Here is a 22755-nt window from a genome sequence, read left to right on the forward strand (position 1 = left end):
CTTTATTCGGTGACGGTGAAACCAGCGGCTTCAAGGTAGCCACGTAGGTTTTTGTAGCCGAGCTTGGCGTATTGCAGCGGATTGGCCTTTTTCGGGTCCTGTTCGGCTTCCACGACCACCCAGCCTTCGTAGCCCGAGATTTCGGCAAAAACGGCGGGGTAATCGACCACGCCATCGCCGGGGACGGTGTAGACACCTGCGAGGACTGAATTGAGGAAGGACCAGTCTTCCGAGTTCGACTGTTTCATGACCTCGGCGCGGACGTCCTTGCAATGGACGTGGCCAATGCGTGCACGGTGATTGCGCGCGACGCGGGCCGGATTGCCGCCGCCCCAAGTGATGTGGCCGGTGTCGAGCAGGAGATGCACGGCCGGGCCGGTGACGGCCATCAGGCGGTCGATTTCGGCTTCGGTCTGGACGATGGAGCCCATGTGGTGGTGATAGACCAGCGTCAGACCGTACTGCGCCTTGATCGCTTCGGCGAAGGCTGTGAGGCGCTCACCGAACTGCTTCCAATCCGCTTTGCCCAAGACCGGACGCGCCGAGAGCGGGGTGTTGATCTGGCCATGGATGGCGTTGGACGTTTCGCAGACGATGAAGACTTTGCAGCCCATGTCGCGCAGGAGCGTGGCGTGGGCTTCGGCGGCCTTGAGTTCGGCGGCGACGTCGCGCGTGAGCAATTCAACCGAATACCAGCCGGAGACGAGGTTGTGGCCGTGGGCCTCAAGGATCGGGCGGAGTTGGCTGGCGACGCGCGGGAACTTGTTGCCAAGCTCCATGCCGGTGAAGCCAGCTTCGCGCGCTTCGGTCAGACAGGTTTCGAGACTGGTTTCGCCACCAATCTCGATCATGTCATCATTGGACCAGCCTATGGGGTTTGCACCGATGCGGATCATTCTTCGTGTTCCCTAGAAAAGACTTAGCCGATGGTCTGGCGAGTAATATTGGTTTCGTATTCGGCGCGCTTGGTGCGGACTTCGGCGCGGTCTGACACTTCCGGCACAGCCACATCCCACCAGTGACCGCCCGCTTGCGTGGTGATCAGCGGATCGGTGTCGATGACGATGACCGAGGTCATGTCGCGGGATTTGGCAGCGGCGAGGGCGGTTTCGAGTTCGGCGATGGAGGCGACTTTTTCCGAATGCGCGCCCTGAGCGCGGGCATGGAGGGCGAAGTCGATATCGGGCATGATTTCGATATTGGCGTCTTCAAGCAGATTGTTGAAGTTGGCTCCGCCGGTGCCCATTTGTAGGCGATTGATGCAACCGTAGCCGCGATTGTCCAACAGCACGACGATGAGCTTTTTGCGCATCATGACCGAGGTCGAGAGCTCGGAATTCATCATCATGTAAGAGCCATCGCCGACCATGACGACGACGTCTTCGTCGGGCCGCGCCAGCTTGACGCCGAGACCGCCAGCGATCTCGTAGCCCATGCAGGAGAAGCCGTATTCAAGGTGGTAATGGCCCGGCTTTTCGGCCTGCCAGAGCTTGTGCAATTCGCCGGGCAGACCACCTGCCGCGCAGACGGCAATGGCGTCGGGGATGGCGCGCTGAACAGCTCCGATCACCTGAGCGTCGGATGGAAGTTGCGCATTTGACGAAGCGGTCGCGGCATTCGCGGCCTTGAGCCATTCGGCTTTGCCGGATGCAGCTTTGTCGGTCCATGTCGCCGGAGCTTTGGTCGTGCTCAGAGCGGCGCTGAGAGCCTTAAGGCCCAGCTTTGCATCGGAGACGAGCGGCAAGGCGCGGTGCTTGGCAGCGTCGGGGGCGGCGACGTTGAGGCCGATGAATTTAACGTTCGGGTTTTTGAATAGGGCCCAGGAGCCGGTTGTGAAATCCTGAAGGCGGGTGCCGACGGCGAGGACCACGTCAGCGGCTTCTGCCAGCTGATTGGAGGCCGAGGAACCCGTAACACCAACCGAACCCATGTTAAGCGGGTGCGAATGGGGCAGGGAGGATTTTCCGGCCTGAGTTTCGAGAACGGGGATGCCGTGGGTTTCGGCAAAGCTGCGCAATGCCTCTGTGGCCCCGGAATAGAGCACGCCACCGCCGGAGATGATCACCGGTTGCTTGGCGTTCTGAAGTGCTGCGACAGCGGCAGCGAGTTCATTCTCGTCCGGACCCTGGCGGCGGAGCGACCAAATGGTTTCATCGAAGAATGAGCTTGGGTAGTCGTAAGCCTCGGCCTGCGTGTCTTGGCACAGTGCAAGGGTGACTGGGCCGCAATCGACGGGATCGGTGAGCACCTGCATGGCGCGGCGGAGAGCGGAGATGATCTGCTCAGGGCGGGTGATGCGGTCGAAATAGCGCGATACCGGGCGGAAGCAGTCATTGGCCGAGACAGTGCCGTCGGCAAAGTTTTCGACCTGCTGCAACACAGGGTCGGGGCGGCGATTGGCGAACACGTCGCCGGGCAGGAAAAGCACGGGCAGGCGGTTCACATGGGCCAGAGCGGCGGCGGTGACCATATTGGTCGCGCCGGGGCCGATGGAGGTGGTGCAGGCCATGAAGCGCTGGCGGAAATTGGCCTTGGCATAAGCAATGGCGGCGTGAGCCATGCCTTGCTCATTGTGAGCGCGATATGTCGGCAATTTGTCTTTGACCGAATACAGCGCCTCGCCCATGGCCGCGACATTGCCGTGGCCAAAGATTGCCCAGACGCCTTCAAAAATCGGAACGTTCTTGCCGTCGATAATGGTGCGTTGAGCCGCGAGGAATTGCGCCACGGCTTGAGCCATGGTGAGGCGAATAGTTTGGGTCATGCGTTCCCCCTCTGCTCCCAAGCCGAAACGAGTTCGGCGAAACGCTGGGCCATATCCTCCACGGCTTCAGCGTCGGTGATGGTGCCAGCCAACCATTTTTCGGCGGCGCTGGCAAAGAGTGTTCTGCCGACAGCGAAGCCTTTTACGGTGCGCGAGGCAGTGGTGGCTTTGAACGCTGCTTCGAGCTCGGCGCGGGGCGCTTCTAGGCCGAGGAGCACGACGCCGCGGCAGAGCGGATCGTTGCGTTCAATGGTGTCGTCAATGGCGACCCAAGCCTCGGGCGAGGCTTGTGGTTCGAGCTTCCACCAATCGGGCTTTATTCCGGCGTCGTAGACGTCCTGAAGGGCACGAGCGATGGTGTTGGCGTCAAGTTTGCCGTGTTTGCCCGCGATGATTTCGACCAGAAGTTCGCGGCCGATTTTGCGAGCGGCTTCGTGCAGGGTTTTGAGCTTGTCGATCTGGGTGGCGCGCAGATCGGCCGGGTCGTCTGGATGGTAGAAGCAGAGGCATTTGATGCAGTGATCAATCGGCCATTCGACGAGACGCGAGCCCACGTCCTGGCTGAACTCGAAGCGCAGCGGGCGCGAGCCGGGCTCTTCCAAAGGCTTGGAAATCCAGAAGTCTGGTACTTTCGAGGCGGCAAACAGCGCGTCGCGGCCGTATTTGTCGTCGAGCAGCATGCCAAAGCCATTGCGGCCATCGGCAACGCGGGCGGCAGCCTGCACAGCGAGCACCTTGAATTCGGAGATCTTTTCGCGCGGCGCGCCAAGTCGGTCAGCGACGTCTTCGAGCTGGATGCGATGGTCAATCGCGAAAGCCTTGAGGGTCGGATAATCGCGGCGGCGGGCCGTGGTCGCCCAGTGGATGTGATTGATGCGCGCGTCTTTGCGCAGGGCGCGTTCAGAGCTTCCCTTGGCGAGGAAATCCTGCAGCTCAACAAAGCTCGGGATTTCGGCAGAGCAGAGGAGGCGGGAGACAGCGAAGGCACCGCAGGCATTGGCCCAAGTGGCGCAAGTGTCGAGCGGCTCGTTGCGCAGCCAGCCGCGGAGGAACCCGCTCATGAAAGCATCGCCAGCACCCAGCGTATTGTAGACCTCGATTGGAAAACCCTGGCCGATAATGCCGTCTTCCAAATCGTTTGGAATGTCGCCTTCGTAAACGATGCAGCCCATGGGGCCGCGCTTGAGAACGATGGTGGCGCTGGAGTGGGCGCGAATGGTGCGGAGGGCTTCGTGCAGATCATCAGCGCCGGAGCCAATGAGCACTTCTTCTTCAGTGCCGACGATGAGATCGCAATGGGGTAGCACGTCGCGCAGCTTTTGCGAGACAGTGTCGGAGGCGATGTAGCGCTCTTCGCCTGCATTGTGGCCAGCAAGGCCCCACAGGTTTGGGCGGTAATCAATGTCGAAAACGACCTTCATGCCGTTTTCGCGGGCGATTTTGATCGCCTTGAACTGGGCCGCAGCCGTATTGGCGCGGGAGAAGTGGGTGCCGGTGACGAGGATGGCACCCGCGCTCAGAATGAATGTCTCGTCCACATCGTCTTCGCTCAGTGCCATGTCGGCGCAGTTTTCGCGATAAAACAGGAGTGGGAATTTCTTGTCGTCTTCAATGCCGAGAATAGCGAGGGCGGTGAGGCGGGTCGGGTCGATGGTGATCCCGTCGGTCGATGCGCCTTCGCGGGCCATTTGTTCGGTGATGTAGCGACCGAATTGTTCGTTACCGACGCGGCCAAGCCATGCCGATTTCAGGCCCAGACGGGCCGAACCAATGGCTATGTTGGCCGGGCAACCGCCAACCGACTTGGCGAAGCTGACAGTGTCTTCGAGTCGTGTGCCAATCTGTTGGCCATAGAGGTCGACCGAGGCGCGGCCTAGAGTAATAATGTCGAGCGTGGGGTGTACCTCACTCATCGATTGCCTCCTCAGAATCTCGATGCGCGCGCTGTCCAGAGCTCGCGGATGTGTTGTTTTGAGTGAAACATCAATTCCGCCACTTCGTCAATCTGGAATGTACGTTCTATTTTGATGTTGAAATTCTTTTCGGAATGACGCAAATCACTATGACTTGGCGTGAGGTCCGTGCAACGCTACATGCGCGGCGAGATTGTTAGGAGGCAAACTCATGTTGCGTTTCGGTATTCTTGGGGCAGGGCGTATTGGCAATGTGCACGCTCGTTCTATTGCGAGCTCAGGCCGTGCGAAGGTCAGCTATATTGCTGACGCGATGCCTGACGCTGCGAGCAAGCTGGCCGAGGTTGTTGGCGCGAAAACCGCTCCGCTGGAGGAGGTTATTGCCGCGTCCGACGTGGATGCCATTCTGATCGCGACACCGACCGATACCCATGCCGATCTGATTGAGATGGCGGCGCGTGCGGGTAAGGCGATCCTTTGCGAAAAGCCAGTGTCGCTTTCAGTGTCGCGCATTGAAGAATGCTTGAAGGTTGTCGATGCGGCCGGTGTGCCGCTGATGATCGGCTTCCACCGTCGTTACGATCCGAATTTTTCGGTGCTTGAAAAGCGTTTGCGCGCTGGTGAAATTGGTGACCCAGAAATCATTACCATCACCTGCCGCGATCCTTCGGCGCCGCCAGTCTCTTATATCGAGCGCTCGGGTGGCCTCTACCGCGATATGATGATCCATGACTTTGACATGGCGCGCTTCCTGCTCGGCGGCGAAGAAGTGGCGACGGTTCATGCCCTGGGTGGCGTGATGACTGATCCGGCCATTGGCAAGGCGGGCGACATCGACACCGCGGCGGTGCATATGCAGACTGCTTCAGGGAAAATGGTTGTCATCACCAATTCGCGTCGCGCCACCTATGGGCATGATCAGCGCATTGAAGTGCATGGCTCTAAGGGCCTGCTGCGCGCTGCCAATATTCACAACACCACTGTGGAATTGGCGAATGAAAACGGTTGGACCGAAGACGCCATCCCGTTCTCCTTCGTTGAACGATACCAGGCAGCTTACACAGCCGAGATCCGTAAATTCCTGGATTATCTGGAAAAGGGTGAGGCTCCGCGTGCGTCTGGCCATGATGGTCTGATGGCGCAGAAGCTGGCGGAAGCTGCAACCGAGAGCCTGAAGACCGGTTCGGTCATCAAGCTCTGACGTCTGCCTTTGGGCAATAATTTAGCCGGCCGTCGCTTTGCGGCGGTCGGCAATTCCAACTGCGATTGCCATTGCGAGGGTGATCGTTGCGTTAAGGGTGCGGAACCCTTCAAAGTCAGCCTCGGCCAATTCAAACCAGAGGTCCGACTGCGCTGTCAGTGGCGAGAAGACTGAATCCGTAATGGCCACCACTTTTGCCCCGCGCTCCCGCACTTGCTGGGTGAGGGCGACCGTCTCGCTCGCATAGGGTGTGAAGGAGATGGTGATGGCGGCGTCCTGCGGGGTGATGAAGCTGGCTTGCTCTGGAGCGAGCCCGCCGACCGCATCGATCAGCATGGACTTAATTCCGAGCTTGCCCAAGACATAAGCCAGATAAGACGTGGCCGGGAACGAGCGGCGCAGGCCGACCAAATAAATGGTCTCGGCGGGGGTAAGGATGTCGAGGGCCTTGTCGAGCTGGTCAGGCTGAGTACGGCTCTGCAGCGCCGCGAGCGAGGTGCTGGCGGCTTCGGTGACCCCTTCCAGAATCAAAGTGGAGCGGGACTTGCCGTCCGCATTCTCGCCGAACTTGGCGAGGCGTTGGTCATAGCCAATCACCTGATCGCGCAGACGGGAGCGGAACACATCCTGCAGATCGGAAAAGCCTTGGTAGCCGAGCGACTGGGAAAAGCGAACCAGGGTCGATGGTTGAACATTGGCCTTGGCGGCGATCGAGGCTGCCGTTCCAAAAGCAATTTCATCAGGATTATCTAGTGCGTAGCGAGCAACTTCGGTTAGGCGCTTGGGGAGGTCTTCCCAGCGCGCAACAACCATGTCGCGCAAGGCAGAATAATCGCGGGGCGGGGCTAGCTTGTTGTTGGATTCTGGAGTGTGTTTTGAGTTGGTCATTCTAAAATACTCCAGAGCGATCCCTGCGAGGGAGAAGATTATTCAATGGTGTCAGTGGTCTTCGCTGTTTGGCTCAAAAGGCGAGCAATTTGTTTGAAGAATACTGTTGACGCTTTCTAACATAGATGGAATGAATGTTCTACTAACTCGCAAATATGAACAGGCGTTCTATTTGCTGCTGTGACTGGGAGGAACAGACATGGCTCATACGCAGGTGCCTCTGTTGGAGGCGCGGGGAGTAGCAAAGCATTTCGGGGCGATCACCGCTCTGCATGATGTGAACTTCCATGTTGGCAAAGGTGAAGTGCTGGGCGTTGTTGGTGACAATGGCGCGGGCAAGTCGACCTTGATGAAAATTCTGTCGGGCCTGTTTCAGCCTTCTGAAGGCGAATTGGTGCTCGACGGCAAGCCGGTGCGGTTTTCTAGCCCCAAGGACGCTCGTGCTCAAGGCATTGAGATGGTCTATCAGGACTTCGCGCTCGCCGGAAACATGCCCATTTACGAAAACATCTATATGGGGCGCGAGCCGGGTGTGAAGTTCGGGCCGCTGACTGTCATTGACCACAGCAAGTCCCGAGAGATGGCTAAGAAGCATCTCGATAACCTCCACATTCATGTGAAGTCGGTCGACCAGAACACCGAAGATCTCTCCGGTGGGCAGCGTCAGGCTGTGGCAATTGCCCGTGCGACGGCGTTTGATGCGCGTCTGGTTATCATGGATGAGCCGACTGCCGCCTTGGCGATCAAGGAAGTGGGCAAGGTGCTCGACTTGATCAAACGGCTGAAGGACCACGGTGTGGCGGTGATCATCATCTCGCACCGTATGGACGATATCTTCTACTGCTGCGACCGCGTCATGGCGCTCTATCAGGGCACGAATTTCGCTGAAGCGCCGCTGGATCAAACGCATCGTAACGAAGTGATCGGTTGGATCATGGGCACCAAGGGGCACAATGAAGCCCTTGCTCATGACCGTCTGTAGGAGCCTGAGATGTATAACCCCAAGCTCTCCAAATTCCTTGAGTCCTACGGCATTATCATCGTCGTTCTGGTGATGGCCTTTGTGATTGCGCTGTCGCGTCCTGACGTGTTCCTGACACCGCAGAACCTGACCAATATTCTCAAGCAGAACGCGACCTTGGCGCTGTTGGCGCTCGGCATGTTCGTCGTCATCGTTACCGCCGGTATCGACTTGTCGGTCGGTTCAACCATGGCCTTGGGAATGGTGTGTCTGGCGGTCGCCAGCAAGATGGGGCTGCCGTGGCCGGTCGTTATTCTGATTGGGCCGCTCGTTGGGATCGCAGTGGGTCTCGTCAACGGCATTGGCCTGACGTGGCTGAAGCTACCGCACCCGTTCATCATGACGCTCGGCACGCTCAATATCGCTCGCGGTCTGACCTATCTCGCCACCAATGGCGCGCCGGTTTCGGGTCTGCAGCCTGAAGTACGGTACATCGGGCAGGCCTATTATGACCTTGGCATTTTTGCGCCACCGGCAGGTATTCCGGCCTCGCTCCTTCTGGTTGCGGTCTGTGCCGTGGGCCTGTGGTTCTTCCTCGAGAAGACCAATGTGGGTCGTCATATCTATGCCATTGGCGGCAATCCGCAGGCGGCTCGTGTGTCCGGGGTCAACGTCGACCGCGTGCTGGTCTTGGTCTACGTTATCTCGGGGTTCTTTGCTGGTCTTGGCGGGTTGTTGCTCGCTGGTCGTACGGACTCTGGTTTCCCCAATGCGGGGATCGGGCTTGAACTTGACGCCATTGCGGCGGTTATCATTGGCGGTGCGTCCTTCTTTGGTGGGCGTGGCACGGTGATCGGCGTTCTGGCTGGTGTGTTGATCATGGGGCTTTTGAGGAACGGCCTAAACATCAACAATGTCAGCCCGTTCTGGCAGATGGTTCTTATTGGTGCCGTCATTATCTTCGCGGTCTGGATCGACGTGGTCCGTCGTCGGGCATCGGTTCGCCGCTAGGATTTTACCAACAGGTCGGTCCGGTGCACTCCAGCCGGACCGAACCGTAGTTTCAAGTGGAGTGGTTCTTAGGGAGGACCGTGATGAAAGCTGTACTACTCGCTAGCGTTGCTTTCGCAACCATGGCAATCGGCGCACAGGCAGAAACCTATGTGCTCGGTATGAAGGGCCCCGGCGCGGGCAACCCGTTCTGGGCCGCTGTTGAAGCCGGTGCCAAGGCGGCCGGTGCTGAGCATGGCGTTGAAGTGATTGTTGTGGCTCCGCCACAGGAATCCGACGTTCAGGCTCAGATCAACCAGATCGAAGACTTGATCGCACAGAAGGTTGACGGCATTGCGCTGGCTCCAACCGATCCAAACGCTCTGGCCCCGGTTGTGGAGGCAGCTAAGGCTCAGGGCATTCCAGTGGTGTTCGTCGACACCCGTGGCACCAATGAAGGCGTTTCCTTCATCGGCACCAACAACGAAGTCGGCGCTGCACTTGCCGCCAAGTATCTTTGTGACAACCTGCCGAGCGGCGCTGAAGTCGCCATTCTGCAGGGCCTGATCAGCCAGTCGACCGGTCAGGAACGGTACAATGGTGCTAAGGGTGGTCTTGAAGGTTGCGGCCTCAAGATCGTGGCCGAACAGCCAGCAAACTGGGATCGTGCGACCGGTATTTCTGTGACCGAAACCATTCTGGCTGGTAATCCAAACCTTGCTGGTATCTTCGGCTCGAACGACAATATGGCGCTCGGTGCTGTTGAAGCTGTCAAACAGGCAGCGCTTCTCGACAAGATCACCATCGTTGGTTTTGACGCCAACCCAGATGCTGCCAATGCCATCATCGCTGGTGACATGGAAGCTTCGATTGCTCAGGCACCAACCAATATGGGCAAGTTCGGCATTGAAAGCCTGATCAAGCTCAAGAAGGGCGAAACTGTCGACGCTTGGGTCGATACCGGCACCGTGCTGGTCGATGCGTCCAATGCTGCTGAATACAAGTAAGCGGACTTAACAAACGAAACGACGGCGCTCTTTATGGGCGCCGTCTGCATGTCTGGGAGAGAAGCATGGCGGGCTTAGGTGTTGGCCTTATCGGCACAGGCTATATGGGGAAGTGCCACGCGCTGGCTTGGAACAGTGTGGCGTCCATATTCGGCGATGTTGAGCGGCCACGGCTGATCCATCTGGCCGAGTGGAACCGCGAACTGGCCGACGATCAGGCGCATAAGCTTGGGTTTAAACGCGCGACCGGCAATTGGCGGGATCTGCTGCTGGACCCCGAAGTTCAGGTCATCTCCATCACGACGCCCAATGCTCTGCATGCTGAAATGGCGATTGCGGCCCTTGAGGCTGGCAAGCATGTTTGGTGCGAAAAGCCGATGTCGCCAAGTTTTGCTGATGCCGAGCGTATGTTGGCGGCGGCCAAGGCGAGCGGCCGCAAGGCGGTGTTGGGCTATAATTACATCCAAAATCCAATGGTCCGGCACATGGCCAAGCTGGTCAAATCCGGCGCGATTGGTCAGGTGCATTCGTTCCGTGTGGAGATGGATGAGGATTTTATGGCGGATGCGAACGCGCCTTTCTCGTGGCGCAGCGAGGCCAAGTCCGGCTATGGCGTGGTCGATGATTTCGGCGTGCATCCACTGTCCATTCTCTCGACCATGCTCGAGCCTGTTGAGGCGGTTTTTGCCGATCTCGGGAAGCCCTATGCAAGCCGGGTGACCGCGGACGGCACGGCCCGCGATGTTGAGAACTTTGACGTCGCCCATGTCCTCCTCCGTCTGACGGACGGTACTTCTGGAGCCATTCAGCTGTCCCGCGCCGCCTGGGGGCGTAAGGGGCGCATTGCCATACAACTCTTTGGCTCTGACGGCACGATTGCCTATGATCAGGAGCGGATGAATGAGTTGCAGCTCTTCACGCGCAGCGGCAAGCCGGCCGATCAAGGGTTCAGGACCATTTTGGCTGGGCCCGACCATCCGCCCTATAATCTATTTGTTCCGGCAGCAGGCCATGGCCTGGGTTTCAACGACCTCAAGGCGATCGAGGCGCACGAGCTTATCCGCACGATCAAGAGCGGGCAGGGGCATGTGATTGATTTTGCCAAGGGGCTGGAGATTGAGCGCGCTATCCATGCCATGGCGAAAAGCCATTCTGATGGTCGCTGGGTGCGGCTGAAAGACTAGCCGCTAGAGGTTGCAAGGCCCTCGGGGGAAGGGCCTTGCGTTTCTACGCCTCTTGACGGGCGTAAGGTGGGCAGAGCACGGCAGTGGGGCACCGCCATGCTCTGTGTTCGTCACGCCTTCTGCGCGCCCTCAATTGTCTGGGCAACGAGGTCTGCGAAGGCGATTTTAGCCGGTCGGCGCATGTAGGTGACGATATCGTCTGCGATCAGCGGCTTGTACCAGCTCTCTGCGATCACGCCGCTGCGCTTCTGAATGCCGATGACGCACAGGATTTGAGCGGCGTTGCAGTCAACGTCGTGACCAATGCCGCAGATGATTTCGAGGGTCTTGTCGAAGTCGCCTTCACCAAACCACAGCGCCACGACCTGAGCGGCAGCGTTGGGGTACACGTGGATCCAGTTGTATTCGACGTATTCTTCATCGCACTTGGCCCAAGCCGAGCGCCAATCTGGCGAGGTTTCGCAAGCATTGCGCGCGAAAGCCAGAACGGCACCGTATTCGGTTTCGGTGGAGATGAGATCGATAGTCGAGTTCAGCAGCTCACGCGTGTCGGTGAGCGTGTAAGCGCGGGCCGCGAGAACGGCATTGAACACTTCGCCCAAAATGCCGTTACCGGCTGCAGAGATTTCAGCGTCCATATAAGCAAGGCGTGCGGCTTCACGAGCCTGGCCGGGAACGACCATGCCGCAAATGGTGCCGCGCATCTGGCCGCCGATCCATTCGTCGAATGGGTTGTCGAGCGAACCGGAGACGGGCGGGAGAATGCCACGACGGATATTGTTGAGCGCGATAGCTTCTGCCGACCAGCCGAGCGGGATCATGCCAGTCCAACGAGCGGCGATGTCTTCACCGGTCACAGCCGAACCCTTTTCGCGATAGGCTTCGAGGAAGGCGATCTCGAAGGTGATATCGTCGTTATAGGTGTTGGGTTCGCGCGGGTAGCTGGTGATCGGGCCGAACACTTCGGCAATATTGTCAGCGGTGTAGCCTTCGAGCGCGGTGCCGGCAGCGGCGCCAACGAGCTGACCGAGCCAAGCGGCGCGGGTCTGATCGGCGAAATCTTCGCTGGTGGTGTCGACAGCGTCGTCAGCTGGCCACGTTACGGCCGCGTCGAACTCTTCCCAAGACTGGTAGCGCAGGGTCTTCTGCGACTTGTGTTCTGGATCGGGCTTGGCGGCCTGCATGATGGCGCGCAGGCGCATGTCGATCATGTAGAGGTTTTCGTAGTCGCCAGCGGCAACGGCATCGAGACCTTGCTGGAGCAAGTCAGCGTAAGGCGCGAGGATGTAGCCCTTGTTTTCAAGCGACTGCAGCGCGCCAGCCATCAGGCTTTCTGGGGCCGCGGAGCCCGGAACATTGCTGGACCAAAAGAGCTTGAGGTTGAAGTCCGTCCCGGCCATGACATCGGTCGCGTCCCAGGTCTGTTCTTCAGCGGTCCGCACGACAGGCTTGGTGTCGCGCAGTAGATCTCGGGTGAGTTCCCAAGCTTTCATAGCAATAGTCCTTCGTCACGCTGCGGAAGCCGGAGCGCTCGCAAACCGCCTGATGAGCGGCGTTTAATCGTGTAAACTTTTAAAGGCATTTATTGGCGGGCGTCAAGATGGAGCGGGCAGGGACTAGTATTTCCTTGGCGGCGGAGGAGTTTTCAGCAATGAAGGGGCGGATGAACGGGGGATTTGATCGGAATGATTAAAGGGCGCGGTCCGACCATCAAAGACGTCGCAAGAGCTGCGGGCGTATCGTCCGCTACAGTCTCTTACGTGTTGAACGATCTTAATAAAGTCTCGTCCGAGGTGGATAAGTTGGTCCGCAGGGTCGCGGCCGAGTTGGGCTATACGCGCAATAACGCGGCTCGTGCGCTCAAGACCGGGCGCAACAATACTATTGGTTGCCTCTTGCCTAGCTTGACCAGTCCGATCTTTCCCGAAATCGCACAGGCAGTTCAGAGGCGCGCTGAAGCGCATGGCTTCGCTACCGTTGTTGTTGATTCTGGAACCGAGATTGAGCGCGAGGAGAATTTGATCCAGACGCTGATCAACCATGGAGTCGACGGGGCCGTCGCCCTCCTTCATCCCGGCTTCGATATGGACGGCATTGAACACTTCCCGCTCGTTGCCTTGGACTCTCCTCATCTCGGCCTAGACAGCATCATGTCTGATCATTTCGTCGGTGGGCGGCTGATGGCAGAGCACCTCATCGCTCTGGGTCATAAGCGCGTTGGCTATTTGCGCGGACGACAGGAGCTTTTCTCCTCGGAAAGTCGGCGGGCGGGATTTCTCGCCACAGCCTATGGGCGGCTTGAGATTGTATGGGAGCACGAGGTTGATCTCATTCCCCAGCTGCCAGAAAGCGCCATAGAGGCCATTGGTCGGCGCGCGGTGACAGCTATTGCCTGCGTGAATGATTTGGTTGCGATTGCAGCACTCAGCGCGTTGAAAACATTCGGACTTCGTGTTCCGCAAGATGTTTCTGTCATCGGCTTCGACGATATGCAGATGAGCAGCTGGCCGCTGATTGACCTGTCCACCGTGCGTCAGCCACTGGACAGATTGGGCGAAGGGGCCGTCGATCTGCTCATCCAACGCATTAAGGCGCCGGGGATCAGCCGCGAAGATCGTGTTGTGCCGGTGTCATTGGTCCACCGCGGCTCAAGTGGGCCATGGTCGGGCGAATAGACGCCCGTTGCGAGCTGTCTCTCACATGATGAACAGAGTTGGCGATTTTTGTCGTGCTGCATAGGTTAAGCTGAAATGGAAGGAACTGGGCTGAGGCTCAGTTTCGACTTCCATCTCCGGCTGGCAAAGGCGGTTTCCCAATGACGACAGAAGTTCGCGCGCCGCGCGTCATAACCCTGATTTTGCTGGCTGCACTTGCTGTCTTGCCGTTAAATTTCATCGTGCCGTCGCTTTCGGCTTTGGCGCTGGAGTTTGAGGTTGATTACGGCGTTATCGGCTTGGCGCTGGCTGGGTATGCTGGCGTATCGGCGTGTTTGCAGCTGGTGCTTGGGCCACTTTCTGATCGTTTTGGCCGACGCCCGGTCATTCTCGCCGCCCTCGCGGTTTTTCTTTTCGCCACGCTCGGCGCGGCCTTGGCGCAAGACGCGACCAGCTTCCTCGCTTTCCGTATGGTGCAGGCGGTGATTGCGCCGGTTTATGCGGTGTCTTTGGCCTCAATTCGCGACGTCCATACGCGCGAAGAGGCCGCGAGCAAGATTGGCTATATCGCGACGGCTTGGGGCATTGCCCCTTTGCTCGGGCCAAGCATCAGTGGGGTCATAGATCAAGTGTTCGGGTGGCGCGTCGGTTTCGCGCTACTGGCTGTGTTGGCGGTTCTGGTGCTGGTTCTGTGCTGGTCTGATTTCCGCGAAACCAACTATAAGCGGTCGACCTCTGTGCTGTCGCAAATGCGGGCCTATCCGGAGTTGCTGTCGTCGCAGAAATTCTGGGCCTATGCGCTTTGCATGTCTTTCTCCATGGGCGGATTTTATGCGTTCCTGGCTGGCGCGCCTCTGGCAGCGCACGCACTCTATAACGTTTCGCCCGCAACCCTCGGCCTGCTCTTGGGGACAATCACGGTCGGCTTCATGCTGGGTAGTTTTTTTGCCGGGCGTTTGTCGGGCAAGCTCGAGCTGTCTCGATTGCTTCTGCTCGGGCGGCTTTTGGCCATCGGCGGGCTCTTGGGTGGGCTGCTCGTCGTGTGGGCAGGGGCAGACCATGTGCTGATGCTTTTTGTGCCGTGCATGTTTGTCGGCTTTGCCAATGGCTTTACGCAGCCGAGCGCAAATGCGGGGGCGATTTCGGTCAAGCCGCAGCTGATTGGGAGTGCCGCGGGACTTGCCAGCGCGATTTCCGTGGGCGGGGCGGCCGTTATCTCAGGATTGGTCGGCGTGATCATTACGCCCGAGAACGCGCGCTATTCGCTATTGCTCATCATTCTCGCCACGGCGCTCGCTGCGCTTGTCGCGGCCCTCGTGGCGATCCGCGCGGAGCGGAAAGCCGCATAGGACTCGCGGCGATTAGGACGACTGCAATTTGGGAACCCCATCGGTGTGACAGGATTTTACCCTGACAAGTTCTGTCACTCAGCGCGGCGAGACTTTTGCCGGGCTGGATTTGGCCAGACGACATGGAGAGTTTTCAACTATGCGTTTCGTGACCAAAATTTCGAGCATTGCCATTGCGCTAGCAATGACGACCACCATGACCCAAGCACAGGTCGTGGTTGCCTCTAAAATTGATACGGAAGGCGGGGTGCTCGGCAACATCATCTCGCAGGTGCTGCAAGCCAATGACATTGCAGTGACAGAGAAAATTCAGTTGGGCGCAACATCGGTGGTGCGTGAGGCCATTCTGGCCGGTCAGATCGACATCTATCCAGAATACACCGGCAATGCGGCTTTCTTCTTCAATAAGGCCGATGATCCGCTCTGGACCAATGCCGAACAGGCCTATGCGGAGGCGGCGAAGCTGGACCTGGAGGCCAACAAGATCGTCTGGCTTGCCCCTGCGCCTGCCAATAACACCTGGGCAGTTGCGCTCCGCAGAGACGTCGCCGAAGCCAATGGGCTCGTGACCTTTTCTGACTTTGGTAAGTTTGTTGCCGGAGGCGGCGAGGTGAAACTGGCGGCTTCTGCAGAGTTTGTCAGTTCGCCCGCAGCCTTGCCTAAATTTCAGGAGGTCTATGGGTTTACCCTCAAGCCTGAACAATTGGTGACGCTCGCTGGTGGCGATACGGCGGCCACTATTGCTGCGGCCGCTCAGCAAACGGATGGCGTGAATGCTGCCATGGTCTATGGCACTGACGGCGCAATCTCGGCTTCCGATCTTGTCGTTCTGGAGGATGACAAGGGCGTGCAGCCTGTGTACCAGCCAGCGGCAATCGTCCGTCAGGAGATTATCGACGAGCACCCGCATTTGGAGCACATTTTGGGTCCGATCTTCGAAGGGCTTGATCTGGCAACTCTACAACAGCTGAACGGTCGGGTTCAGGTCAATGGCGAGGCAGCCAAGGATGTGGCTGTGAGTTGGCTCACTGAGCAGGGCTATCTCTAATTAGCCCGTCGCTGTCTTGGCGATGAGCGTGGTTGAAAGCCAAGCTGCACCTATGGGGCACGCGTGGTGTGATCGGCTCGGCGTGATTATCGCCGGGCTGGTTGCGTTTGCCTTGTGGTCGCCATTGGTCGTTTTCAAAGCCAACCGTATCGTGCCCGGCCAAGCCTTGGGCTGGGTCGATGCGCTCCCTGCGCCCTTGGGCCTTGTGGCCATGGTCATGTTTGGGAGCGTCGGCGCTCTCGCTCTGCTGAGGTTTGACCCGCGTTGGCGGCTTGTTCTGGCCTTGGCGTCCCTTATTGGCCTAGCCGTCGCACTGGGTTTTGCGGCGGACATGGCAACCACAGAGGGCGACAAGATTTCCCGAACTGCGCCTGCCAGTGGGCTGTGGATTGCAGCGCTGGCTTTCGGGCTTTTGGCGACGGATAGCGTCGTTAAGCTCAGGCTCGGTCCGATTGCACGGGTCGCAGTCGTGGTGCTGATTGCGGGTCTCGCGGGGGCCGCTCTCTGGTTCGGGCTCTGGGAAAATGTCTCGGTGCTGCGCGAATATGCCAATCAGGCTGAGGTATTCTGGCGTGAGCTTGGCACCCATATTATCCTCGCGCTTGGCTCGCTGGCAGCGGCAGTTGTCGTTGGCATTCCTCTCGGCATTGTTTTGCATAAAGCAAAGCCGATCCGGGCCGGCGTCGTCGGCGTATTGAGTGCGATCCAGACCGTGCCCTCCATTGCGCTGTTCGGTCTACTGATTGCGCCCTTGGCCTGGGTCTCGGCGAATATCCCCGGAGCGGCCAATCTGGGCATAGCAGGGATCGGTCCCGCGCCTGCCATGGTCGCGCTATTTCTCTATTCTTTGATGCCGGTCGTAGCCAACACTCTTTCTGGCCTTGCTGCTGTGCCAGCCGCTGCCAACGAAGCTGCCAAAGGCATGGGTATGACCACATGGCAGCGGATGTTGCGCATCCAGCTTCCGCTCGCCTTTCCTTCGCTCCTCACAGCAATCCGCGTGGTGCTGGTCCAAAACATTGGCCTTGCGACCATTGCCTCGCTGATCGGCGGCGGAGGCTTAGGGGTCTTTGTGTTTCAAGGCGTTGGTCAGACGGCGATGGATCTGGTCCTGCTCGGTGCCGTGCCGACGGTGGCGCTGGCCTTTGCCTCCGCCGTTGTTCTTGATGCTTTGGTTGAAGGTGTTTCCACGAAGGGGCGCACATGATCGAAATTGACCATGTTTTTAAGCACTTCGGCGACAAATGCGTTGTCGATGACGTCAGCTTCACCGTGGCGGATGGCGAGATCGCTGCTATCGTGGGGACATCTGGGTCGGGGAAAACCACGCTCTTGCGGATGATCAATCGGCTGGTTGAGCCCAGTTCCGGCGCAATCCGCATTGATGGACGCGATATTTCGACAGTCCCACCCCATACGCTGCGGCGGGAGATTGGCTACGCCATTCAAGGGCATGGCCTTTTTCCGCATCGCACTGTTGCGCAGAATATTGCGACTGTGCCCAGTCTTTTGGGCTGGGAACAGAGTCAGATAGCGCGCCGTGTTCATGAACTGCTTGAGCTGTTTCAGTTGCCTGAACAGGATTTTGCGGAGCGCTATCCCAGTGAACTTTCTGGCGGGCAGCAACAGCGCGTTGGCGTTGCCCGCGCGCTCGCGGCGGAGCCAAAAGTCTTGCTTATGGATGAGCCCTTCGGCGCGCTCGATCCCATTATTCGATCGCGGGCGCAGGAAGACCTCAAACACATTCAGCGACGCCTAGGGACGACTGTGGTCCTCGTGACCCATGACATGGCTGAGGCCATAGATCTGGGGGATAAGATCGCGGTTATGGATCAGGGCAGGCTGGTTCAATATGACGTGCCGCTCGAGATTGTTGTCAAACCTGCAACGCCATTTGTTGGGGCCTTGCTGGGGAGTGGGGAGCGGGCGTTCCGACGCCTTGCGTTGCAACCCATTGGCACCTTCATTGAGGCGGGTGAGGCCAGCGGGCTGCCACTGGGCCAGCACGTAACACTGCGCGATGCGCTGGAGGAGGCATTGTGGAGCGGGCGCAAGGCCGTGCCCGTGGCTGACGCGCAAGGGGCAATCATTGGACGTGTGACGCTCGACACGGCCATCCGGCAAGCGGCGAGGCCACAATGAGGTGGGGCGCGCTGATCAATATAGTTGTGCTGGCCATCCTTGTCGCATTCATTGCGCAGCCGCAGTGGTTTGAGCCTGTGTTCGCGCCTCTCGCCAAGGAGGGCCAGCCGGTGATTTATACGCAGAACACGGTGTTGAATCTGGTGCTGAGCCATTTAGGTCTGGTGCTGGCGGCGACACTTGCGGGCGCTGTATTGGCTGTGGGACTGGCGATTTTGGTGACGCGACCTTTCGGTCGGGAATTCCTGCCGCTGTCGCGCACGCTGGCCAACGTCGGACAGACCTTTCCGCCTGTGGCGGTTCTGGCCCTTGCGGTGCCCATCCTGGGGTTTGGTACAGCACCGACGCTTCTGGCGCTGTTTCTCTATGGCTTGCTGCCGATCTTTGAGAATGCGCTAACGGGGCTAAGCTCGGTGCCACCCCAAGTTGCGGAAGCCGCAGAGGGTGTCGGCATGACCGGATGGCAGAAGCTGACGCAGGTGGAATTGCCTATTGCTATGCCTGCGATTTTGGCAGGCATTCGGATTTCGGCGATTATTTCGCTGGGAACGGCAACGATTGGTTCGACAGTTGCCGCCTCGACCTTGGGGGAGACGATCATCGCAGGATTGATCAACTCCAACATTGCCTTCATCGCTCAGGGGGCGCTGGTCGTTGCGCTGTTGGCTATTATTATCAACGATCTGTTGCAGGTTCTGGAACGCCGGGTGAGCCGCTATCGCCTTGCTGCGCGGTAATTATACGTGGCGGAAGGAGTTTGAACTTTCTCAAAAGTATGATTGTTTGACGCTTAGGTTTTGGGCTTGGAGGGGACCATGACGAAGACACGCGCTCGGCTTGCTGAGCTCATTCGCTGGCAGGTTCCCGAGGCAGCAGTCATCGATAGCCTCGAAACTAGACGTGACGGCTATGTTCTTGAAGTTCTAACGCTTCAAATCGGCGCGGAGCAGGTGCGGGGGCTTCTGACCAAGCCCCTCAACCAGAACGGACAAGGACCGGCGATCCTTTATGCACATTCGCATGGTGGCAATTACGATATTGGCGCCGAGGAGTTGATCCGGGGGCGGGAGTATTTGCTCGATGGGCCTGGGCCGGCCTTGGCGAAAGCGGGCTATGTCACCCTGTGCATCGACATGCCCTGTTTTGGTCGACGTAACACCGTTACTGAAGCGAGCGCGTCTAAGGCCTTGCTTTGGTATGGGAAATCCCTGCTCGGCAAAATGCTCAATGAAGAAGCTGCCGCATTGAGTTATCTCGCTAGCCGAGACGATGTTGATCCCGGTCGCATCGGTGCGCTGGGCATGTCCATGGGGTCGACGCTGAGCTATTTTCATGCCGCCTTGGACGAGCGCATTGCCGTGGTGGCACACCTCTGTTGCTTTGCCAATCAGAGGGAGATGATCGCCTCCGGGGCGCATGATGGTCACGGCATCTATATGGTCGTGCCGGGCTTGCTCGAAGAGTTTGACGCTGGGCAGGTGGCAGCCTTAATCGCGCCGCGCCCGCAAATGGTCTGCATCGGTGAAGACGATAGCCTGACGCCGCCCGATGCGTTTAAGGCTGCTTGGCTGGAGCTTGAAGCGGCCTATCTGGGCAAACCGGAAGCGCTCGACTTGCTGATAGAGCCCGGTGTTGGCCATATGGAAACGCCCCAGATGCGGGACAGCGTTTTATGGTTTTTCGAGCGCTATTTGAAAGCCGCTGAGTCGGCTTAAGTGGGCCGCAATTGGCCGGATTGACCGATGGTTGGCGGGACCGGCACGGTAGGTACGGCCTTCCCAAGGGGTAAGGTCAAGAGTGTGGAACCCATATGCGTGTTTCTCCCTTAAGGCACCGCACACGCGTAAAAATTGTTCCGTGGCCGATCTCCTTGGGATTTGGCTACTATAGTCGCCTGATGCGTAAAATTTGGTCAGGGTGATACAAATCGCCACTTTGACCCAGGCGGTATGCGGACCTAGCCCTAGAGGGCCGCAATCCGAAAGAGGGGAAGGCAGATGCAAGAGCCAGTCTCTAACCAGAAGCGCGTATGGCCAGCGATGAAGCGTGGCCTCAAGTGCAAGTGCCCAAATTGTGGGAAGGGATGGCTATTCCATCACTATCTCGAACAGGTGGATGTCTGCGCCAACTGCAATGAACCAATCGGCGAGTTTAAGGCCGGGTTGTTTACCAGCCTCGTGGTCATCACGCTCATTGTTCATGTTGTCGCTGTGTTGATGCTGGATATGGAACTGCGGGGAGCGAATGACCCGATGTTCTATCTCTATATTTTGGTGCCGGTGACGCTTTTCGGCTCGCTCGCGGTGATGCCGCCCATCAAAGGGGCGATCATTGGCATGATGTGGGCCAAAGGCTGGAGCGACGAGCAGGACCGCTGAGGCCCAATCGTCGATAGACTGCTAAAAGGCCCCCGCAGGGGCCTTTTGTGTTTTGGCGACTAGGCCTTGAGCACCACAACCTTGGTGCCGACCGGGGTTTGGTCGAACAGATGCTTGGCGTCTTGCGTGAGCAGGCCGACGCAGCCACTGGTGATGTTCTTGCCGATCGTCTCCGGCATGATGGTGCTATAGATGGTGTAGAGCGTGTAGCGCCCATCTTGGTACAGATAGAGCACCCGTGCCCCGAGTGGATTATCGAGGCCGGGGGCCATGCCGCCTGCATATTTTGCCACTTCAGGTTGGCGGGCGATCATTTCGCGGGGCGGCGTCCAGACCGGCCACTCGGCCTTGCGGCCGATGTAAGCGTCGCCATTCCAGAGAAAGCCTGCGCGGCCAACATTGGCGCCGTAGCGCGTTGCCATGCCGTTCCCCTCGATGCGATAGACATAAAATTTTCCCGGGTCGACGATGATCGTTCCCGGCGCTTCACTGGATTTATAGGCGACCGTGCGGCGCAAATACCGTGGGTCGACCTTGTTCAGATTGACGGCCGGGACCGGAAAACGTTCTTTGGGCAGAGGACCATAGGCGAGCAGAGCTTCCTCGTGAGACATGCCACCGCCCATGCTCGTGCACCCGGCCAGCGTCAGGGCCGCTAACGACGCTGCGCCAAACAGAACATGGCGACGATTAAGTCCGATATTGGAGTGTTCTTCGGTCATATGAGACTCGTCCTCAAGCCAAGCTTGTCCTTTGATGAGAAGGAGAGTGTTCTGCTCTCGAACTCTTGGCAAGTGCTCTGAAATTATTTGATCGGCGCGACAGGCGCCGTGTGCGACTGGGTCATCACCTTTTGTTGGCTCGCGAAAATTGAAAGAGAATTTTAGCGGTTTTGGGGGCCAGTGAACCTGTTGATCACTCACTGGTTTGCCATGCGTATTTTTGCTGCCGCAGTTCTTTCTTTGGCTTTCACCGCGCCGCTCATGGCCGATGAGCTTTGGCGCTATGAGGGCGGTGCGACGCCCATTGCGTGGTTCGAGACAGACAAGGCCCAGTTTCAGTTTGCGTGTCGCGGCGGAACGCTCACCATGGGTTTTTGGGTGAAGTCACCGGACAAGGCTGTGGTGGGTGCGAGTTCGATCAGCGTAGCGATTACCCCGGACGCGGCTACTGGAAGCCGGGTGTCCTCTGGGGGTGGAACTAGCTTTGCGCAGGATATGCCGCTGGTGCATCTGGAGGGGAGTTCGGTGATCGTGCGGGGGCCCGTGGCGCGGCAGTGGGCGCGGATTGCGCAACAGGCGCGGGACAGTATGCGGGTTGCCTTTGTGCGTACGAAAGGCGGAGGGGCTTTTGATCAGCTTGATACGCATGTGTTTGGTGCGCGTGGCTCCAAGACGATGATCGGCAAAGTCTTGGAGACATGCGGCTGAGGTTCGGCTGATCCCGACGGGCAGAGTGTCTTATGAGTCTGCGGTCTCTTGGCCGATGGCCCAGGTGACGCCGAAGGGGTCTTTTAGCTGACCATAGATATCACCCCAAAATTGCTTTTCGAGCGGCTGGCCAACTGTGCATCCTGCCGCCAAGGCGCGGTCCCACCACATCTGAGCGTTGTCGACGTGAATGTGCAGGTTGAAGGCCTGCGGCGGGACGGCGGGATAGCCGTAGTCGGGAAAGAAGTCGCTGAGGAAGATCGGCGTTCCGTTGATGTCGATATGGGCATGCATGATCAGCTTGCCGTCGTCGCTTGGCAAGGCGTGGCGCTCTATCGCGCCAAAGGCGGCCTTATAGAACTCGATCGCTTTGCGTGCGCCATCGACGCTGAGGTAGGGCGTGACGCCCCCAAATTTGCTCGCGGTATCCATCGTGTTGTCCTCCTTGGCGAGCAGCCTATGCCTCTGTTTGGGGCATAGCAATATTGCGTGGCGTGCCACGGGCTCAGAGCTAAAAACGTGAACATGCGCCGCGTGGCTGAGAGCTCACGGGTCGAGATATTGGCCTGAGGCGACTGTTCTTTGGATTGCTCCGGTAAGTGCAGAGCCCTCGGGTCAAGCCCGAGGGTGACGGCTGGAGTGTAAGCTGCAGGTGCTTTCGGGACATCTTTCTGTCTGATTATAGCTTTTCTCGGAGGGCCTCGTAAGGGGTTTTTCCGTTGAACGCGCCGTGCGGCCTGGCGAAGTTATAGAACCGTTCCCACTCGTTCAGTTTCGCCTCGAGATCAACATCGCCCTTGTAGCTGAGCAGCTGGTAGAACTCCTGTTGATCTGACCGGTGCGATC

22 protein-coding genes are annotated in these 22755 nt (G+C 58.5%); 14 read left to right on the forward strand and 8 right to left on the reverse strand.

The features are described 5' to 3' along the window. Positions 1 to 2 precede the first annotated feature (2 nt). Genes iolE through iolC form a run of 3 tightly spaced genes read right to left on the reverse strand, consistent with a single transcriptional unit; the run spans position 3 to position 4677 of the window. Positions 3 to 896, reverse strand: a complete 894-nt coding sequence (gene iolE, locus HKD40_RS13945) for a myo-inosose-2 dehydratase (RefSeq protein ID WP_169196392.1) — start codon at positions 894 to 896, stop codon at positions 3 to 5. A 23-nt stretch (positions 897 to 919) separates the two neighbouring features. Then, on the reverse strand, positions 920 to 2764 hold the full coding sequence (gene iolD / locus HKD40_RS13950; RefSeq protein WP_169196393.1) for a 3D-(3,5/4)-trihydroxycyclohexane-1,2-dione acylhydrolase (decyclizing): 1845 nt from the start codon (positions 2762 to 2764) through the stop codon (positions 920 to 922). Next, positions 2761 to 4677 (reverse strand): 5-dehydro-2-deoxygluconokinase, encoded by a 1917-nt coding sequence (gene iolC, locus HKD40_RS13955; RefSeq protein WP_169196394.1) that lies wholly within the window; start codon positions 4675 to 4677, stop codon positions 2761 to 2763. The genes iolD and iolC overlap by 4 nt, the downstream gene beginning before the upstream one ends. A 211-nt stretch (positions 4678 to 4888) precedes the next feature. Between iolC and iolG the strand changes: the two genes are divergently transcribed. Further along, on the forward strand, positions 4889 to 5878 hold the full coding sequence (gene iolG, locus HKD40_RS13960) for an inositol 2-dehydrogenase (protein WP_169196395.1): 990 nt from the start codon (positions 4889 to 4891) through the stop codon (positions 5876 to 5878). A gap of 21 nt (positions 5879 to 5899) precedes the next feature. Here the strand turns inward: iolG and HKD40_RS13965 are convergent, their stop codons facing one another. After that, positions 5900 to 6766 (reverse strand): MurR/RpiR family transcriptional regulator, encoded by an 867-nt coding sequence (locus tag HKD40_RS13965; RefSeq protein WP_169196396.1) that lies wholly within the window; start codon positions 6764 to 6766, stop codon positions 5900 to 5902. Positions 6767 to 6965: 199 nt separating this feature from the next. On the opposite strand from HKD40_RS13965, the gene HKD40_RS13970 reads away from it, so the two are divergent. The 4 genes from HKD40_RS13970 (at position 6966) to HKD40_RS13985 (ending at position 10908) form a co-directional block, all read left to right on the forward strand. Further along, positions 6966 to 7748 carry an ATP-binding cassette domain-containing protein gene (locus HKD40_RS13970; RefSeq protein WP_169196397.1) on the forward strand — a complete coding sequence of 261 codons (783 nt, stop codon included), beginning with the start codon at positions 6966 to 6968 and terminating at the stop codon, positions 7746 to 7748. Between the two features lie 9 nt (positions 7749 to 7757). After that, the gene (locus tag HKD40_RS13975) at positions 7758 to 8738 is read left to right on the forward strand and encodes an ABC transporter permease (RefSeq protein ID WP_169196398.1); all 981 of its coding nucleotides are present in this window, start codon (positions 7758 to 7760) and stop codon (positions 8736 to 8738) included. An 83-nt stretch (positions 8739 to 8821) separates the two neighbouring features. Next, the gene (locus tag HKD40_RS13980) at positions 8822 to 9724 is read left to right on the forward strand and encodes a sugar ABC transporter substrate-binding protein (protein ID WP_169196399.1); all 903 of its coding nucleotides are present in this window, start codon (positions 8822 to 8824) and stop codon (positions 9722 to 9724) included. 65 nt (positions 9725 to 9789) lie between these two features. Continuing rightward, the gene (locus tag HKD40_RS13985; RefSeq protein ID WP_169196400.1) at positions 9790 to 10908 is read left to right on the forward strand and encodes a Gfo/Idh/MocA family oxidoreductase; all 1119 of its coding nucleotides are present in this window, start codon (positions 9790 to 9792) and stop codon (positions 10906 to 10908) included. Positions 10909 to 11018: 110 nt separating this feature from the next. On the opposite strand, the gene HKD40_RS13990 is transcribed toward HKD40_RS13985, so the two are convergent. After that, positions 11019 to 12401: an ADP-ribosylglycohydrolase family protein gene (locus tag HKD40_RS13990; protein ID WP_169196401.1), complete on the reverse strand. Its 1383-nt coding sequence runs from the start codon at positions 12399 to 12401 to the stop codon at positions 11019 to 11021. A gap of 192 nt (positions 12402 to 12593) precedes the next feature. Here HKD40_RS13990 and HKD40_RS13995 point away from each other — a divergent pair, with 192 nt between their 5' ends. From HKD40_RS13995 to HKD40_RS14030, 8 genes are all read left to right on the forward strand, one after another. Beyond that, positions 12594 to 13583, forward strand: a complete 990-nt coding sequence (locus HKD40_RS13995) for a LacI family DNA-binding transcriptional regulator (RefSeq protein ID WP_169196402.1) — start codon at positions 12594 to 12596, stop codon at positions 13581 to 13583. A gap of 140 nt (positions 13584 to 13723) precedes the next feature. Continuing rightward, on the forward strand, positions 13724 to 14911 hold the full coding sequence (locus HKD40_RS14000; RefSeq protein WP_169196403.1) for an MFS transporter: 1188 nt from the start codon (positions 13724 to 13726) through the stop codon (positions 14909 to 14911). A 139-nt stretch (positions 14912 to 15050) separates the two neighbouring features. Next, positions 15051 to 15959 (forward strand): ABC transporter substrate-binding protein, encoded by a 909-nt coding sequence (locus HKD40_RS14005; RefSeq protein WP_169196404.1) that lies wholly within the window; start codon positions 15051 to 15053, stop codon positions 15957 to 15959. Positions 15960 to 16011: 52 nt separating this feature from the next. Continuing rightward, a complete protein-coding gene (locus HKD40_RS14010) occupies positions 16012 to 17166 on the forward strand; it encodes an ABC transporter permease (protein ID WP_169196415.1) in 1155 nt (384 codons plus the stop codon). Then, a complete protein-coding gene (locus tag HKD40_RS14015) occupies positions 17163 to 18101 on the forward strand; it encodes an ABC transporter ATP-binding protein (protein ID WP_169196405.1) in 939 nt (312 codons plus the stop codon). Before HKD40_RS14010 ends, HKD40_RS14015 begins: the two co-directional genes overlap by 4 nt. Further along, positions 18098 to 18838: an ABC transporter permease gene (locus HKD40_RS14020; RefSeq protein WP_169196406.1), complete on the forward strand. Its 741-nt coding sequence runs from the start codon at positions 18098 to 18100 to the stop codon at positions 18836 to 18838. The genes HKD40_RS14015 and HKD40_RS14020 overlap by 4 nt, the downstream gene beginning before the upstream one ends. Positions 18839 to 18916: 78 nt before the next feature. Continuing rightward, positions 18917 to 19816 carry a dienelactone hydrolase family protein gene (locus HKD40_RS14025; RefSeq protein WP_169196407.1) on the forward strand — a complete coding sequence of 300 codons (900 nt, stop codon included), beginning with the start codon at positions 18917 to 18919 and terminating at the stop codon, positions 19814 to 19816. A 282-nt stretch (positions 19817 to 20098) separates the two neighbouring features. After that, the gene (locus HKD40_RS14030) at positions 20099 to 20479 is read left to right on the forward strand and encodes a DUF983 domain-containing protein (RefSeq protein WP_169196408.1); all 381 of its coding nucleotides are present in this window, start codon (positions 20099 to 20101) and stop codon (positions 20477 to 20479) included. 59 nt (positions 20480 to 20538) lie between these two features. Here HKD40_RS14030 and HKD40_RS14035 read toward each other — a convergent pair whose 3' ends face one another. Next, positions 20539 to 21201, reverse strand: coding sequence for a L,D-transpeptidase (locus HKD40_RS14035; RefSeq protein ID WP_169196409.1), 663 nt, complete (start codon positions 21199 to 21201; stop codon positions 20539 to 20541). 180 nt (positions 21202 to 21381) lie between these two features. Between HKD40_RS14035 and HKD40_RS14040 the strand changes: the two genes are divergently transcribed. After that, on the forward strand, positions 21382 to 21909 hold the full coding sequence (locus HKD40_RS14040; protein WP_169196410.1) for a hypothetical protein: 528 nt from the start codon (positions 21382 to 21384) through the stop codon (positions 21907 to 21909). A gap of 30 nt (positions 21910 to 21939) precedes the next feature. Here the strand turns inward: HKD40_RS14040 and HKD40_RS14045 are convergent, their stop codons facing one another. Beyond that, on the reverse strand, positions 21940 to 22341 hold the full coding sequence (locus tag HKD40_RS14045; RefSeq protein ID WP_169196411.1) for a VOC family protein: 402 nt from the start codon (positions 22339 to 22341) through the stop codon (positions 21940 to 21942). A gap of 247 nt (positions 22342 to 22588) precedes the next feature. Beyond that, positions 22589 to 22755: integrase core domain-containing protein (locus HKD40_RS14050; RefSeq protein WP_169196412.1), on the reverse strand; the 167-nt coding region annotated here is incomplete at its 5' end.

The organism is Devosia sp. MC1541 (assembly GCF_012847305.1).
Taxonomy (GTDB): domain Bacteria; phylum Pseudomonadota; class Alphaproteobacteria; order Rhizobiales; family Devosiaceae; genus Devosia.

What these genes read in the sequence shown, in the direction of transcription:
- HKD40_RS13990 (WP_169196401.1), bottom strand. Translation starts at nt 12,401, where the DNA reads ATGAAAGCTTGGGAACTCACCCGAGATCTACTGCGCGACACCAAGCCT.
- iolC (WP_169196394.1), bottom strand. Translation starts at nt 4,677, where the DNA reads ATGAGTGAGGTACACCCCACGCTCGACATTATTACTCTAGGCCGCGCC.
- iolE (WP_169196392.1), bottom strand. Translation starts at nt 896, where the DNA reads ATGATCCGCATCGGTGCAAACCCCATAGGCTGGTCCAATGATGACATG.
- HKD40_RS14015 (WP_169196405.1), top strand. Translation starts at nt 17,163, where the DNA reads ATGATCGAAATTGACCATGTTTTTAAGCACTTCGGCGACAAATGCGTT.
- iolG (WP_169196395.1), top strand. Translation starts at nt 4,889, where the DNA reads ATGTTGCGTTTCGGTATTCTTGGGGCAGGGCGTATTGGCAATGTGCAC.
- HKD40_RS14025 (WP_169196407.1), top strand. Translation starts at nt 18,917, where the DNA reads ATGACGAAGACACGCGCTCGGCTTGCTGAGCTCATTCGCTGGCAGGTT.
- HKD40_RS13965 (WP_169196396.1), bottom strand. Translation starts at nt 6,766, where the DNA reads ATGACCAACTCAAAACACACTCCAGAATCCAACAACAAGCTAGCCCCG.
- HKD40_RS13985 (WP_169196400.1), top strand. Translation starts at nt 9,790, where the DNA reads ATGGCGGGCTTAGGTGTTGGCCTTATCGGCACAGGCTATATGGGGAAG.
- iolD (WP_169196393.1), bottom strand. Translation starts at nt 2,764, where the DNA reads ATGACCCAAACTATTCGCCTCACCATGGCTCAAGCCGTGGCGCAATTC.
- HKD40_RS14000 (WP_169196403.1), top strand. Translation starts at nt 13,724, where the DNA reads ATGACGACAGAAGTTCGCGCGCCGCGCGTCATAACCCTGATTTTGCTG.
- HKD40_RS14030 (WP_169196408.1), top strand. Translation starts at nt 20,099, where the DNA reads ATGCAAGAGCCAGTCTCTAACCAGAAGCGCGTATGGCCAGCGATGAAG.
- HKD40_RS14045 (WP_169196411.1), bottom strand. Translation starts at nt 22,341, where the DNA reads ATGGATACCGCGAGCAAATTTGGGGGCGTCACGCCCTACCTCAGCGTC.
- HKD40_RS14010 (WP_169196415.1), top strand. Translation starts at nt 16,012, where the DNA reads ATGGGGCACGCGTGGTGTGATCGGCTCGGCGTGATTATCGCCGGGCTG.
- HKD40_RS14005 (WP_169196404.1), top strand. Translation starts at nt 15,051, where the DNA reads ATGCGTTTCGTGACCAAAATTTCGAGCATTGCCATTGCGCTAGCAATG.
- HKD40_RS14035 (WP_169196409.1), bottom strand. Translation starts at nt 21,201, where the DNA reads ATGACCGAAGAACACTCCAATATCGGACTTAATCGTCGCCATGTTCTG.
- HKD40_RS14020 (WP_169196406.1), top strand. Translation starts at nt 18,098, where the DNA reads ATGAGGTGGGGCGCGCTGATCAATATAGTTGTGCTGGCCATCCTTGTC.
- HKD40_RS13975 (WP_169196398.1), top strand. Translation starts at nt 7,758, where the DNA reads ATGTATAACCCCAAGCTCTCCAAATTCCTTGAGTCCTACGGCATTATC.
- HKD40_RS13995 (WP_169196402.1), top strand. Translation starts at nt 12,594, where the DNA reads ATGATTAAAGGGCGCGGTCCGACCATCAAAGACGTCGCAAGAGCTGCG.
- HKD40_RS13970 (WP_169196397.1), top strand. Translation starts at nt 6,966, where the DNA reads ATGGCTCATACGCAGGTGCCTCTGTTGGAGGCGCGGGGAGTAGCAAAG.
- HKD40_RS13980 (WP_169196399.1), top strand. Translation starts at nt 8,822, where the DNA reads ATGAAAGCTGTACTACTCGCTAGCGTTGCTTTCGCAACCATGGCAATC.